Raw genomic sequence first — 13802 nt, forward strand, 5'->3', positions numbered from 1 at the left:
AGAATTTCTTTATTTTTATGGCGGCATAGCCAAGTGGTAAGGCAGAGGTCTGCAAAACCTTTACCACCGGTTCGAATCCGGTTGCCGCCTCCATAATCTAAATCTTGATTCGCTGATATACGCCGGGGTGGCGGAACTGGCAGACGCACAGGACTTAAAATCCTGCGGTAGGTGACTACCGTACCGGTTCGATTCCGGTCCTCGGCACCACAAGATTTATAACATTTTAATATGCCGGTGTGGCGGAATTGGCAGACGCGCACGACTCAAAATCGTGTTCCTTCTGGAGTGCCGGTTCGACCCCGGCCACCGGTATCCGAGACAGCATGCCAAAGCTGTCAAAAAAGACTTTCAACGTTCTGTTGAAAGTCTTTTTTTGTGCAGTTTACAAAGTGAAAATCGTGTGCCTTGAATCGTGTAACTATAGCCATCTAAAGGAGGATCGGTAAAATGATATCAATGGTTGTTCCTTTATTAATTTCACTTTCTATTAAAATTCTTCCCTGATGTTCTTTGATAATTTTATAACATATCATCAGTCCTAAGCCTGTTCCTTTTTCTTTTAGACTGTAAAATGGTTCGCCGAGATATGGAATGCGCTCTTGAGGTATCCCACACCCTTGATCAATAAAACGAATGTGAACATGATGATCGTCCGATTTAGTGATTTTTATAAATATTTCTCCTCCCATCGGCATGGCTTCGATCGCATTTTTTATGATATTGATAAATACTTGTTTTAATTGATTCACATCGCATGCAACGAAAGGAATGTCAGGTTCCGTCTCAATTCTGATTTGTATATTATTCATCGTTGCTTCAGGAAGAATCACGACAGAAACCTGTTCCAATAAATCATTTAAATCTTGAAACTGGATGCTGATTGCCTGCGGCTTAGCTACGGCCATAAATTGATTGGTAATGCATTCAATTCTATTTATTTCGGACAACATGATGTCCAAAAATTCTTCATTTTTCTTGTCAGCAGAAGATCGGAATAAACTAAGAAAACCTTTGATACTCGTCAATGGATTTCGAATCTCATGTGCTATTCCTGCGGCCAATTGGCCAACAACCGCAAGCTTCTCCGATTTTCTTAATAATTCTTCCGTACGCTTTAGGTCTGTAATATCACGTCCGATGATGACAAGCCCTTTACGTTTGCCATCAGGATAAAAAATCGGAACCTTGATCACATCGAAAATACTCGATTCTCCGTTTGCTAGAGGAAGGACTTCTTCTGCGCGTGTATTTCTGCGATTCTCCCAAGCTCTTCGATCGGATTCTTCACAAAATTCTAAGGTTTTTTTAATCGCCTCATTGTAAGCAGCAAGTTCACTATCCGTTTTTCCTTGATAAGGAATATTTTGAAACTGGAAACTCTTAAGAGAATAATCGTTCGCTTCCAGCCACCTGCCTTCTCCATCCTTAAAGAGAATCACATCAGGCATCGCATTAATCAAAGTCCGTAATCGTTTCTCGCTTTCTTTTAAGGCCTCTTCCATTTTTTTGCGTTCTGAAATATCTCTTAAAATGCATACGAAAGCCGATACTTGTCCTTTCGCATTGACAATGGGGGAAATAAAGTCGAAAACATCAATAAGACTCCCATCTTTTCGCTGCCTAACCGTTTCACTCGAAAATACATGACCACTTTCAACTATTTTTTTAAACATTTCAAAACATTGATCAACTAAAAACTCAGGAATAATTGGCAGCAGTCTTCCGATCACCTCACGCTCCGTCCAGCCAAAGACTTTTTCAAACGCTTCATTCACTTTAATCACATTGAGTTGTAAATCAATAATAATAATAGAATCGAATGTATTTTTTAGGAATAAGTCCAATTGTTGTCTAGTTAACTGCAGCACTTCTTCAATTTGCTTGTTTTTCGTAATGTCTCTTACCACTCCATAGATTCCAACAATTTTATTGTCTATAAAAATTGGAGAACTTTTTATTATTAAATCGATTTGATATCCTTTTTTGTGTTTAATGGCTGACTCAAATTCCTGAGATTTTCCTTGCATGGTTTTTCGGATATGCCATACTCCTTCTTCCAGAAATTCTGGAAGAACGATGGAAGAAAGTGTCCTATTTTCAAGCTCTTCCCCTGTATAACCGATCATTCTCTCTAAAGACGCATTCACATCTAAGAAATTACCATCTAAATCACAGAGAAAGATTCCGTCATAATTTTGATCAAAAATGGCTTTATAAAACTCAGTACCTTTACACCATTCTTTAATGTCGTTGTCTAATTGATTTTTAGAGTATTTGAAGTTTAGAGATGTAATTTCACTGTTTTTAGGACAATCCACTGCAGCTAGAGTTACCGCCTGACCTTTTGGCTGGGATGGTGGAAATACATTTACAATGCCGCCAATTGGGATACCACCGTATATATAAGGAGTAAGTTCAAAACGCCATGTTCCATTAAGATGGTCAACCTCCCAACGTGTTCCGAGCTTCAAAGGTGCCGATCGTGATGGGGAACGAACAAAGAGATGATTCGAATTTATTAAACCTTGTTCATACAAGGATTGGGAAGCTTTTATTACCTTCCAATTGCGGTCGATTACAGCTGTAATTGATTTCGACTGATGAGAAATCATCTGACTTTGGTAATAATCGACCAGCTTAAAGCGTTCTAAATTTAATTGATTATGCAGTAATACAGATGCATCTTGTGCTGCTGAGGTTACAACGGACAAAAAATAAGGATCATTAGCTGTCCATAACCCAGTCATGTCAATAACACCCAAAATATCATTGGTAACTAAATCACGGATAGGAGCAGCTGAGCATGTCCACTTTTGAACTTCATAGCAAAAGTGTTCTCCTGCAAATACCTCAACGGGAGAACCAGTGGCAATGGCTGTACCAATAGCATTCGTCCCTGCATTATTTTCTGCCCAGGAAGAACCGGATACAAAGTTCATATCCTCAGCCTTGAGCATTAAGGACAAATCTCCATCTATAGAAATGATTTCTCCTTCACCGTTACAAAACACAATCATATGTCCAGTATCCATATACTTATCTTTTAATCTAGCCAGCACCGGTTTGATCGTACGGTACAGGGGATCGTAGGTAACATATTCTTTGATTTGGTCATCACTCATTTTAATAGATGTTTTACTTTTAAGTGGACAAATTCCAAATTCTAAACTCCGCTGCCACGAATCATGCGTCATGGATCGAATATCCGGGGAAGGATTCGTACCACAAATAAAATTTTCCCATTCTCGTTCAAGTCTTTGTTTTCCTAAATAATTCTTATCCAAGGTAATTAATCCCTTCATACCAAGCCCCCCAATCAAATAGTTCATCCATAGATACATATAAAATTCGACTTTTTCTGAATAGTATAATAATATATTTTACACTATATATGAAAATTTCCTATTGGGTTAATTTAAGTTCAGATCAATTTTTGGTAGTCATCCGCTACTATATAAAAAGAGGGAGTCTCAAAAGCATATACTTTGAGACTGCCTCTTCTTTTCATAATTAATCACCGTTCCTATATTTACTGTAATATTTCCATAGCTAACACTACTTCGTAAACCGAATGAAGCGCAATGTTAAGAACCGTCCAAATGCTTTACTGAGTTATCAAAAGTTCATATAAAACATCGGCTAAATTCAATCATCAATGCAGCCAATTTCTGATTGTCACCAGTTGTTTCTATGCAGGGTTCCGAACGGTTCAGAGGGTGGGTTCGAAAAAGGGTTCTGAACTATTCGGAAGGCTGCTCAGAAACAAGGATTAGACAATTGATCTTTTGAAAAAGTCAAAATATTGCACCATTTAGTCAATTCAGTCACCTATATAGGCAAACGGTTTCAAATATAATGAAGGAAAGCGTTTGCAAAAGAAGAGGGGGCGGTGAAGAGAGTTGGAGACAAAGGCTGAGATCGGGGAACCTGTAATAAAATCAGAGATTAAAACAGTTTCCAGGAAAAAAGCAAATGTGAAAAAGATCTTAACATACCTTGCTTTTGTAGGACCGGCATTAATTTTTTTCCTGGTGATACAGATCATTCCTTTCCTGATGGGGATTTATTATTCGTTTACGTCCTGGAATGGCGTTAGTTCTGTGGTTGAGTGGGTTGGGCTTGAAAATTATATAAAGATTTTTAAGAGTGATCCTAAGTTTTTTGATTCCTTTATTTTTACTACTAAATTTATGTTAGCCTCGGTTATTATTAGTAATTTACTGGGGTTTGGACTTGCATTATTATTGAACGCAGCCTTGAAGTCCAGGAATTTATTGAGGACTGTGTTTTTCATTCCGAATGTTATCGGGGGATTATTGCTCGGGTTCATCTGGCAGTTTATTTTTGTAAAAGGGTTTGCTGCTATCGGTAATCTAACGGATCTTTCCATTTTTAAGCTTCCATGGCTTGGAGATGAGACAACAGCATTCTGGGGCATTGTGATTGTGTTTGCCTGGCAGATCAGCGGATATATGATGGTTATTTATATTGCAGCACTGCAGGGGGTTGATCAGACACTGCTGGAGGCGGCAAGAATCGATGGTGCATCAAGCTGGACACTGCTGACACAAATAATCGTTCCGCTTATTTTACCGGCGTTCACGATTTGTTTCTTTTTAACGATATCCATGGCATTTAAGATTTTCGACCTGAATATTTCACTGACAGGCGGCGGGCCATTTAACTCGACACAATCCGTTGCGATTAATATTTATCAGGAGGCATTCCAGAATAACCGGTATGGTCTTGGTACCGCAAAATCGATTTTATTCTTCCTTGTGGTAGCTATTTTTACAACGGTTCAGGTGATGATGACGAAGAAAAGGGAGGTTGAGGCATAATGAATCCCAGATATACGAAGGTTACGCTGCTGCTGGAGATCATCGGAATCGTATTAGGAATCATATTTCTCATTCCTTTTTACTTCGTGTTTATTAATTCTGTTAAAGGTTTTGCGGATATCCTGATTGATGCTGCAGCATGGCCGCAGGAATTTTTATTCTCCAATTATCTGAAGGTATGGGATATCATTAATTTTCCTCGGGCCTTCTGGAATTCGCTTATAATAACGGTAATCAGCAATATTGGACTGGTTGTCATCAGTTCTATGGCTGCCTGGAAGATGGTCAGGACTCCGGGGAAATTCAGCAAAATCCTGTTTGTTTTATTTGTATCTGCGATGGTTATTCCATTCCAGACCGTTATGATTCCTCTGATGAAACTCGGAGGCACGCTGAATCTGACAAACAGCATTCCCGGTCTCATCATTATGTACTTTGGCTTTGGTGTACCATTATCACTTTTCCTTTATCACGGTTTTATTAAAACAGTTCCAATCGAGATCGAAGAGTCGGCCCGAATTGATGGGTGCAGCCAGTTTGGCGTCTTTTGGAGAATTGTGTTTCCGCTTCTGAAGCCAATTACTGTAACGGTTGTCATTCTAAATACATTGTGGATCTGGAATGACTATCTCCTGCCGCTTCTGGTGCTTCAGGATGCAGAACTTAGGACGATTCCTTTGGCCACAAGCTCATTCTTTGCACAATATACAAAGCAGTGGGATATGGGACTAGCTGCCCTTGTAATGGGAATTACACCGGTCATCATTTTCTTCCTGTTCCTGCAGAAGCATATAATAAAAGGCATTGCACAAGGCTCAATTAAGTAGTTGTAGAAACTTTTGCGGCCAAAGGGACTGTGAAAGTTTATATAAAAAATTATTCAGGGGGGAAACAAAATGAAACGCTTTGCTCTATTACTGCTGTCATTGATTCTGATGGCCGGCATTATGGCGGGCTGTTCTTCTTCCAGCTCTTCAGGGGATGAAAAGCCTAAGGATGATTCAAAGAATGGTGATGAAGTGGTAACACTGAACATGTTCCAATTTAAAGTGGAGATTGCCGATCAGCTTCAGGAAATGATTGGCGAATTCGAAAAAGAGCATCCAAATATTAAAATTAAGCTTGAGTCAGTCGGAGGCGGTGCTGACTATGGTGCCGCTTTAAAAGCGAAGTTTGCTTCCGGAGAACAGCCTGACATTTTTAACAATGGCGGATTTAAGGAACTGGAGCTTTGGAAAGAGCATCTTGCTGACCTTTCAAATGAGCCGTGGGCAGAGCATGTGCTTCCAATTGGTAAGGTTCCAACGACCGATACAGATGGCAAGCTTTATGGAATGCCTGTAAACCTGGAAGGATACGGGTTTATTTATAACAAGGATTTATTCAAAGAAGCGGGAATTACTGAACCGCCTAATACAATTTCTGAACTGAAGGATGCTGCTAAAAAGCTCAAAGATAAAGGAATTACCCCTTTCTCTGCCGGTTACGGTGAGTGGTGGGTCATTGGGCAGCATTTGTTAAACATTCCATTTGCACAGCAGGAGGATCCTGTAGCATTTATCGAAGGCTTATACAGCGGATCTGAAAAGTTGACCGGCAATGATAAATTTAAAGAATTTAAAGAAGTACTTGATACTGAAATTAACTTTGGAAATGATAATCCGTTAACAACTGATTACAATACGCAAGTCACACTATTTGCTTCCGGCAAAACAGCTATGCTTCAGCAGGGGAACTGGACGGAGAACATGATTCTTGAAATCGACCCTGACATTAATATGGGATTCCTTCCGATTCCGCTGACTGATGATGAAGCGGATACTGACCGATTACCGGTAGGCGTGCCGAACAACTGGGTTTTAAACAAAAACTCTGAGCATCTTGAAGAAGCCAAGTTATTCCTTGACTGGATGGTTTCATCTGAAACAGGAAAGCGTTATATCACAGAAGAGTTTGCTTTCATTCCAGCCTTTGACAATATTGAGCCAACAGGTTTGGGGCCACTTGGAAAGCATATTCTTGAGTATTCTAAGGAAGAGAAAACGATTCCTTGGACATGGTTCAGATGGCCGGATGGTGCAAATAAAGAGTTTGCAGCAACAATCCAGGAATATGCTGCCGGAAAAATTGATTATGATACGGTTGTTGAACGCTTCCAGGCATCCTGGGATAACTTGAAATAAATTTGGTGAAACGGGAAGCATGTCTGCGAAAGATATGCTTTCTGTTTTCTATTTTTATAATCTGATAGATTCCATAGCAAAAAAGGCATCCCCAAAAAGGGAAGTTGCTTTATACTATTGTAAAAGAGATAGCAGCGGGGGATGTAAATGTTCAAAAGGAGCATTAGGAATAAACTGATTGTTCTATTAATGGTTGCCACAATCGTTCCATTTGGAGCGTCCATTATCATCACTTACTATCATACAGCCGAGTCCTTGAAGGACCAGGCCATTAAAGAAAATAGCAATCTATTATATCAAGGCAAAGTGAACCTGGAGGGGTACATAAATGAACTGGATGGGCTGACACTATCTCTCTACAATAATCCGGGTTTTATCAACTTTTTAAAGGATCCCAGGAAGGAAAATAATTATCAGGCTGTCGAAGCTGTAAGAAATGTCATTTCGACCATATTGTATGCTGAGGAAAATATCAAACGGGTTAATATTGCAGTTGCAAAGGAAGATCGGCTCATAACAGCGTCACGCCGCTCTACTGTTGTGTTTTCAAAGAGGCTGACAAATGCCAATCAGGAATATTACGAAAAAGCGGAAGAAAGTCCAAACAATATGTTTCTTGAGCCCGTCCATAAGATAAAGGATCCTGATGAAAAGAAGCCTGAGAACGTAATTACGCTTCACCGGTCTTTAATCAATATTCCGGCGGATGATCTATTGGCCTATATATCATTGGAGTTTTCACCGGATCAAATAACCAATATCAGCCGCAATCTTTATTCGGGGGAAAATGAAGAATTCTATATTATATCTCCTGAAGGTGACATGATCTACCGTTCAACGGATGAAGCTGAAAACGGAGATAAAACGCCTGAGTGGATTGATTGGGTGATAGGGGCAAATAAAGAAAATGGCACGGCTGAATGGGAGGAAGATACATTCAGCGGTGTAATGATATACGATCAATTATCGCAAAATTCAGGCGGCTGGTATCTTGTCAAGCGAGTCCCATATACCACTTTATATGAAAGTGCATTTAGTGTGGCGAAAATCAATATCATGTTTGGTGTTATCGGGCTGTGCCTGGTTATTCTCGCAACGCTATTTATTTCTGTCAGAATAACCTCTCCCATCAGAATCCTCCTGAAAAATATCGATCAGGTTGAAAAGGGAAATCTCGATGTCCGTTTTAAATCTTTCGGCCATGATGAGATTGGTTATCTCGGGGATCGATTCAGGCAAATGATCGATAAAATCAATGATCTGATTAATCGGGAGTATAAGCTTCAGCTTGAAAATAAGACAAACCAGCTTAAGGTTCTGCAGTCACAGGTTAATCCGCATTTTTTATACAATGCATTGCAGTCAATTGGAACTGCGGCCTTGAAAAATCAGGGTCCGCAAATTTATTCTTCTGTTACCCGCCTTTCAAAAATCATGAGGTACAGCATGAATATGGAGGAGGGAATGGTTCCTCTTCAAAAAGAGATCGAGCATACCAAGGCCTACCTCCTGCTGCAAAAGGAGCGGTTTGGTGATCAGCTTCAGTTCAATTTTCAGCTTGATGAAGAAGCATTGCAGTTTCCTGTCCCGAAAATGATTTTACAGCCTTTAGTGGAGAATTACTTTAAGCACGGCTTTGATGCACGCGAAAAAACTGGAGAGGTTAAAATAACCTGCATACAGGATGAATTTTATCTGGATATTTTAATTGAGGATAATGGTACAGGTGTGTCGGTGAGCAGGCTGGAGGAAATCCAGATGTTTTTGATGAATGACAGAATAGGGCATAAGGGAGAGTCAATGAATATCGGACTGAAGAATGTTTATGTCCGGTTAAAACTTTATTATGGCAGACGGGCTTACCTGCAGCTTAAGAACCTTGAGCAGGGCGGGCTGCTTGTTTCTATTAAACTTCCAAAAAGGATGGAAGGTGGAAAAGATGAAAGCAATTATTGTGGATGATGAACAGCATGTGCGGGAAGGCTTAATGCTTCTGGGAGAGTGGAGCCGCTTTGGAATTGACACGATCATGGAGGCGGCAGATGGAAATGAGGCCGTAAAGCTGATTAAAGAGCATCGCCCGGAAATCATATTCACAGATATGAGCATGCCAAAGAGAGATGGCATAAGCCTTTTAAAATGGATACATTCTTCAGATCTATCCAGCAAGACGATTGTTGTCAGCGGCTATGATGATTTTGATTATATGAGGAATGCCATCTGTTATAAAAGCTTTGATTATATCTTAAAGCCTATCGATCCGGACATTTTGAATGAAATCCTGGAGAAAGCCATTAAAGAATGGAAGCAGCAAAATTCTCCAGAAGAATGCCGGCAGGAGCAAAACAGGGAGATGAATGTGATTCAGCAAATAGAACAGTTTCTGCTGGAAAGCTATAACAAAGATATTAATCTGCAGGAAATTGCAGACAGATTTTATTTAAGCAGGGAGTACATCTCCAGGAAGTTTAAACAGGAATATCAGGCTACTATTACAGACTTTATAACGAAGGTCCGAATGAACAAGGCCAAGGAGCTCTTGCAGAACCATAAACTGAAAATCTATGAAATTGCTTTCCAGGTTGGCTATCAGGATGAAAAGTATTTTAGCAAAGTCTTTAAAAAGACTGAGGGAATTTCCCCAAATGAATATAGAAGTATAAATTAAGAAGGAGGAAGATCGATGATTAACGTGCTTGTCTGGAATGAGAATCGTCATGAGCAAAAGGATGAAAAGGTAAGGGAAGTCTATCCAGATGGCATCCACGGTGCCATTGCCGATTTTTTAAATGGAGAAGATTTCAAGGTAAAGACAGCGACATTGGATGAGTCCGAACATGGACTCAGTGATGCTGTTTTACAGGAAACAGATGTTTTAGTCTGGTGGGGGCATCTGGCGCATGGGGAAGTTGAAGATGCAATCGTCGAAAAAGTAAAACAAAGAGTTCTCGATGGAATGGGGCTGATTGTCCTACATTCCGGCCATTTTTCTAAAATTTTTAAAGTGCTGATGGGAACTTCCTGTGATTTAAAGTGGAGAGAAGCGGATGAAAAGGAACGAATTTGGATTGTAGACCCGAGCCATCCGATTGCAGAAGGACTTGGAGAATATATTGAGCTTGAAAAAGAAGAGATGTATGGAGAACATTTTGATATTCCTGCACCGGATGAGCTAGTTATGGTGAGCTGGTTTGAAGGCGGGGAAGTTTTCAGGAGCGGCTGTACATACAAGAGGGGAAAGGGAAGAATCTTTTATTTCCGCCCGGGGCATGAAACGTATCCAACCTATTATCATAAGGACGTTCAGAAGGTTATTAAAAATGCTATTAAGTGGGCGAAGCCGGCTGATCTTCCGGTACCGGTCTATGGAAATGCGAAGCCGCTTGAGAGAATCAGTGTGAAACATGAAGGAGTGGAATTAAAATGACAAAACTCAAGATTGGGATCATTGGATGCGGAAGTATAGCCAAGCATCGGCACATGCCTGAATATCATGCAAGCAGCGGGGCTGTCATTGCAGCAGTATGTGATATTAATGAAGAGCGTGCAAAAGGATTTGCTGACCTTTACGAGGTGAAGGCGTACACCGATTATAGGGAACTGTTAGCTGATAAGGATATAGATGCAGTGAGCGTCTGTACCCCGAATTATCTGCATGCCCCTATTTCAGTTGCAGCATTGAACGCGGGCAAGCATGTTTTATGTGAAAAGCCAATGGCCACATCTAAGGAAGAGGCAGAGGACATGATAGAGGCAGCCCGAAAAAGTGGAAAGAAATTAATGATTGCTCATAATCAGCGCTTTGTTCCGTCTCATAAAAAAGCAAAGGAATTGATTGCAAGAGGCGAAGCAGGAAAAATCTACAGTTTCCGGACAGCTTTTGGCCATGGCGGGCCGGAGGGATGGAGTGCAGATGGCAAAGAAAGCTGGTTCTTCAAAAAGGATCAGGCTTTTATTGGCGCGATGGGTGACCTTGGTGTCCATAAGACGGATCTCTTGCGTTATCTGCTGGGTGAAGAGTTTGCTGAGGTGGGAGCATTTGTCGAGACGAGTGCCAAAATGGATGCTGATGTCGATGATACAGCCGTATGCGTTTTGAAAACGGAAAGCGGTGTGATCGGTACATTGGCTGCAAGCTGGTCTTACGTATCTAGAGAAGACAATTCTACAATTATTTATGGTGAGAAAGCGATTTTGAGACTCGAGGATGATCCGGTGAACTCTCTCATTGTTCAGTATGCAAACGGTGAAACAGTGAAGTACGAGCTCGGCGGAATCCAGACAAATGAAGAAGGCGGGCAAAAGAGTTCAGGTGTCATTGACCATTTTGTTGAAAGTATTCTAAATGAACAGGAGCCTGCCATCTCAGGTTCCGAGGGGATGAAGTCGCTCCAAGTAATCCTTGCTGCGCTGGAGTCCAGCGAAACCAAGCAGATTGTCAGAATCAGTTGAGGTGCATCCATGAAGAAACTTCGGATCGGAATTATCGGTGCTGGAGGAATTGCCCAATCCCGGCATATTCCCGTGTTAATGAAATTATCGGACAGTGCTTCCATAACAGCTATCTGCGATGTGAATGAGGATACTGCACTGCAGGCTGCAAAAAAGTTTGGAATCAGCAGCGTTTTTACAGATTATAAAGAAGTATTCACTGAAACAGATGCCGTGGTTATTTGTACACCGAATAAGTTTCATGCTGAAATTACCGCTGCTGCGCTGGAGGCTGGACTGCATGTTTTGTGTGAGAAGCCGATGGCCATGACGGCAGAAGAATGCAGGAAAATGATAGAGGCAAGAGACAGGTCCGGGAAGGTATTAGCCATTGCTTATCACTACCGGTTCATGAAAGAGGCACAGGCTGCCAAAAAACTCATTTCAGAAAATGAAATTGGCACTCCGTTTGCAGCCAGGGCAAGAGCGATGAGAAGAAGAAAGGTGCCGGGCTGGGGTGTTTTTACCAATAAGGAGCTTCAGGGCGGCGGAAGCTTGATTGATTACGGCTGCCACCTGCTTGACCTCTCGCTGTGGCTTCTTGGAAACCCGGCGGAAACGGAGGTATCTGGAACAGCTTATAATACATTAAGCAAAATGCCTGATCAGGTGAATCTATGGGGCAGCTTTGACCATCAATCCTTTAATGTAGATGATCATGTGACAGCTTACATAAAATTTGCGAATGGCGCTTCCCTTCTTTTTGAGACTTCCTGGTCTGCCAATATTGAAAGGGATGATGAAAGCCTCAGCCTTTCAGGGCAGCATGGAGGCATGGATTTATTTCCATTCAGGTTAAATCAATCTAAATATGGGATGCTCCTGAATACACATTCAGAGTGGCTCCCTGGAGAAGATGACTATGCTTTAACGCAGGCACGGAACTTTATAAACAGCTGTTTGGGCAGGGAAGAATTTATGGTTAAAGCAGAAGAAGCTTTACAGACAACCAGGATTATCGATGCGATTTATAGCAGCAGCAAACGAGAATTATATTAGGGAGGGGATTTTGTGAAGCTCGGCGTATTTACCGTACTATTTGCTGACAAAAATTTTGAGGATATGCTCGATCATGTGAAAGCTGCAGGTCTTAAGGCTGTTGAAATCGGAACTGGAGCCTATCCCGGTAACGCTCACTGCAGCCTGCAGGAGCTTTTGGAAAGCGATGAACTTCGGGATGATTACCTTAACAAGGTTTTGTCGAGGAGACTGGAAATCAGCGCATTCAGCTGCCATGGCAACCCGATCTCACCTGATAAAGCATTTGCAGAGGAATCGGACCGTGTATTATACGACACAATTAAGTTAGCGAGCTTAATGAATGTTCCGGTTGTTAACTGTTTTTCCGGCACTGCAGGTGACGGGGAAGGGGCAAAGCATCCGAATTGGCCGGTCGCACCGTGGCCGAATGAGTATGGAGAAGTGCTGAAATGGCAATGGGAGGAGAAGCTCATTCCTTACTGGAAGAAAGCAGGACAATTTGCCAAAGACCATAATGTGAAAATCGGTCTCGAGCTGCACGGAGGATTCCTAGTGCACACTCCTTACACGCTTTTAAAATTAAGGGAAGAAACATGTGACGCGATTGGGGCCAATCTGGATCCTAGCCATTTATGGTGGCAGGGCATCGACCCTGTGGCAGCAATCAAGATACTGGGAAAAGAAAATGCCATTCATCATTTTCATGCTAAAGATACCTATATTGACCAGGAAAATGTGAATATGTACGGGTTAACGGATATGCAGCCATATGGCAATGTCCAGACCAGGGCGTGGACATTCAGGTCAGTCGGGTGCGGACACAGCCTGCAGGAATGGTCTGATATGATGAGCGCCTTGCGCACGTTTGGTTATGACTACGTTGTCAGCATCGAGCACGAAGATCCGCTTATGTCGATTGAAGAAGGATTTTCAAGAGCAGTAAGGAACCTTAAAACCATCTTAATCGAAGAGCAGCCTTCAGAAATGTGGTGGGTATAAGCAGGGAGGGGGAAATAGCCCCTCTCTATTTTTTCGACAAATTTCTCAAAAAGGGTTGACCACTCACGCTGAATTTAGTACTATGAAATAGTTGATTCGACAAAATGTTTATTCATATTTGTATTTATGATTGAATATACATTCACAAACTCGGGTGTAGTTTAGTGGTAAAACCTCAGCCACGAGCGACACATCCATGAATCGGCTTCGAGTTGCCTCGACGCATAGGCTTCCTTGAATCAGCTTTTAGAGGAAGAGGCATGCAAGAACGGGAAAAAAGTCAGTAGCTAAAAATAATATATTA

The 13802-nt window shown here is 41.4% G+C and carries 10 protein-coding genes and 3 tRNA genes; 12 read left to right on the top strand and 1 reads right to left on the bottom strand.

The annotated features are described in order from the left end of the window. Positions 1 to 19 precede the first annotated feature (19 nt). The 3 genes from CHI10_RS07495 to CHI10_RS07505 all read left to right on the top strand — a co-directional run bounded on the left by CHI10_RS07495 (position 20) and on the right by CHI10_RS07505 (position 315). A tRNA-Cys gene (locus CHI10_RS07495) sits at positions 20 to 93 on the top strand. A 28-nt stretch (positions 94 to 121) separates the two neighbouring features. Beyond that, positions 122 to 210: transfer RNA gene (locus CHI10_RS07500), tRNA-Leu, on the top strand. Positions 211 to 233: 23 nt separating this feature from the next. Continuing rightward, positions 234 to 315, top strand: a tRNA-Leu gene (locus tag CHI10_RS07505). A gap of 116 nt (positions 316 to 431) precedes the next feature. Here CHI10_RS07505 and CHI10_RS07510 read toward each other — a convergent pair. Beyond that, entirely contained in the window at positions 432 to 3305 is a 2874-nt protein-coding gene (locus CHI10_RS07510; protein WP_179288973.1) for a PAS domain S-box protein, read from the bottom strand. 597 nt (positions 3306 to 3902) lie between these two features. Between CHI10_RS07510 and CHI10_RS07515 the strand changes: the two genes are divergently transcribed. The 9 genes from CHI10_RS07515 (at position 3903) to CHI10_RS07555 (ending at position 13498) form a co-directional block, all read left to right on the top strand. After that, positions 3903 to 4844 (top strand): carbohydrate ABC transporter permease, encoded by a 942-nt coding sequence (locus CHI10_RS07515; RefSeq protein WP_095243665.1) that lies wholly within the window; start codon positions 3903 to 3905, stop codon positions 4842 to 4844. After that, a complete protein-coding gene (locus tag CHI10_RS07520) occupies positions 4844 to 5671 on the top strand; it encodes a carbohydrate ABC transporter permease (protein WP_095243666.1) in 828 nt (275 codons plus the stop codon). The genes CHI10_RS07515 and CHI10_RS07520 overlap by 1 nt, the downstream gene beginning before the upstream one ends. 69 nt (positions 5672 to 5740) lie before the next feature. Then, the gene (locus tag CHI10_RS07525; protein WP_095243667.1) at positions 5741 to 7027 is read left to right on the top strand and encodes an ABC transporter substrate-binding protein; all 1287 of its coding nucleotides are present in this window, start codon (positions 5741 to 5743) and stop codon (positions 7025 to 7027) included. Between the two features lie 147 nt (positions 7028 to 7174). Beyond that, entirely contained in the window at positions 7175 to 8989 is a 1815-nt protein-coding gene (locus tag CHI10_RS07530; protein WP_095243668.1) for a sensor histidine kinase, read from the top strand. Then, positions 8967 to 9695, top strand: a complete 729-nt coding sequence (locus tag CHI10_RS07535; protein ID WP_095243669.1) for a response regulator transcription factor — start codon at positions 8967 to 8969, stop codon at positions 9693 to 9695. The genes CHI10_RS07530 and CHI10_RS07535 overlap by 23 nt, the downstream gene beginning before the upstream one ends. 15 nt (positions 9696 to 9710) lie before the next feature. Beyond that, a complete protein-coding gene (locus CHI10_RS07540; RefSeq protein ID WP_095243670.1) occupies positions 9711 to 10454 on the top strand; it encodes a ThuA domain-containing protein in 744 nt (247 codons plus the stop codon). Continuing rightward, positions 10451 to 11479 carry a Gfo/Idh/MocA family protein gene (locus CHI10_RS07545; protein WP_095243671.1) on the top strand — a complete coding sequence of 343 codons (1029 nt, stop codon included), beginning with the start codon at positions 10451 to 10453 and terminating at the stop codon, positions 11477 to 11479. Before CHI10_RS07540 ends, CHI10_RS07545 begins: the two co-directional genes overlap by 4 nt. 9 nt (positions 11480 to 11488) lie before the next feature. Continuing rightward, the gene (locus CHI10_RS07550; RefSeq protein WP_095243672.1) at positions 11489 to 12517 is read left to right on the top strand and encodes a Gfo/Idh/MocA family protein; all 1029 of its coding nucleotides are present in this window, start codon (positions 11489 to 11491) and stop codon (positions 12515 to 12517) included. A gap of 12 nt (positions 12518 to 12529) precedes the next feature. Beyond that, on the top strand, positions 12530 to 13498 hold the full coding sequence (locus CHI10_RS07555; protein WP_095243673.1) for a sugar phosphate isomerase/epimerase family protein: 969 nt from the start codon (positions 12530 to 12532) through the stop codon (positions 13496 to 13498). Positions 13499 to 13802 lie beyond the last annotated feature (304 nt).

The organism is Bacillus sp. 7894-2, from assembly GCF_002272225.1.
Classification (GTDB): domain Bacteria; phylum Bacillota; class Bacilli; order Bacillales; family Cytobacillaceae; genus Cytobacillus.

Excerpts from the sequence above, each read along its gene's own strand:
- CHI10_RS07525 (WP_095243667.1), top strand. The coding sequence starts at position 5,741 with ATGAAACGCTTTGCTCTATTACTGCTGTCATTGATTCTGATGGCCGGC.
- CHI10_RS07535 (WP_095243669.1), top strand. The coding sequence starts at position 8,967 with ATGAAAGCAATTATTGTGGATGATGAACAGCATGTGCGGGAAGGCTTA.
- CHI10_RS07550 (WP_095243672.1), top strand. The coding sequence starts at position 11,489 with ATGAAGAAACTTCGGATCGGAATTATCGGTGCTGGAGGAATTGCCCAA.
- CHI10_RS07540 (WP_095243670.1), top strand. The coding sequence starts at position 9,711 with ATGATTAACGTGCTTGTCTGGAATGAGAATCGTCATGAGCAAAAGGAT.
- CHI10_RS07510 (WP_179288973.1), bottom strand. The coding sequence starts at position 3,305 with ATGAAGGGATTAATTACCTTGGATAAGAATTATTTAGGAAAACAAAGA.
- CHI10_RS07530 (WP_095243668.1), top strand. The coding sequence starts at position 7,175 with ATGTTCAAAAGGAGCATTAGGAATAAACTGATTGTTCTATTAATGGTT.
- CHI10_RS07545 (WP_095243671.1), top strand. The coding sequence starts at position 10,451 with ATGACAAAACTCAAGATTGGGATCATTGGATGCGGAAGTATAGCCAAG.
- CHI10_RS07520 (WP_095243666.1), top strand. The coding sequence starts at position 4,844 with ATGAATCCCAGATATACGAAGGTTACGCTGCTGCTGGAGATCATCGGA.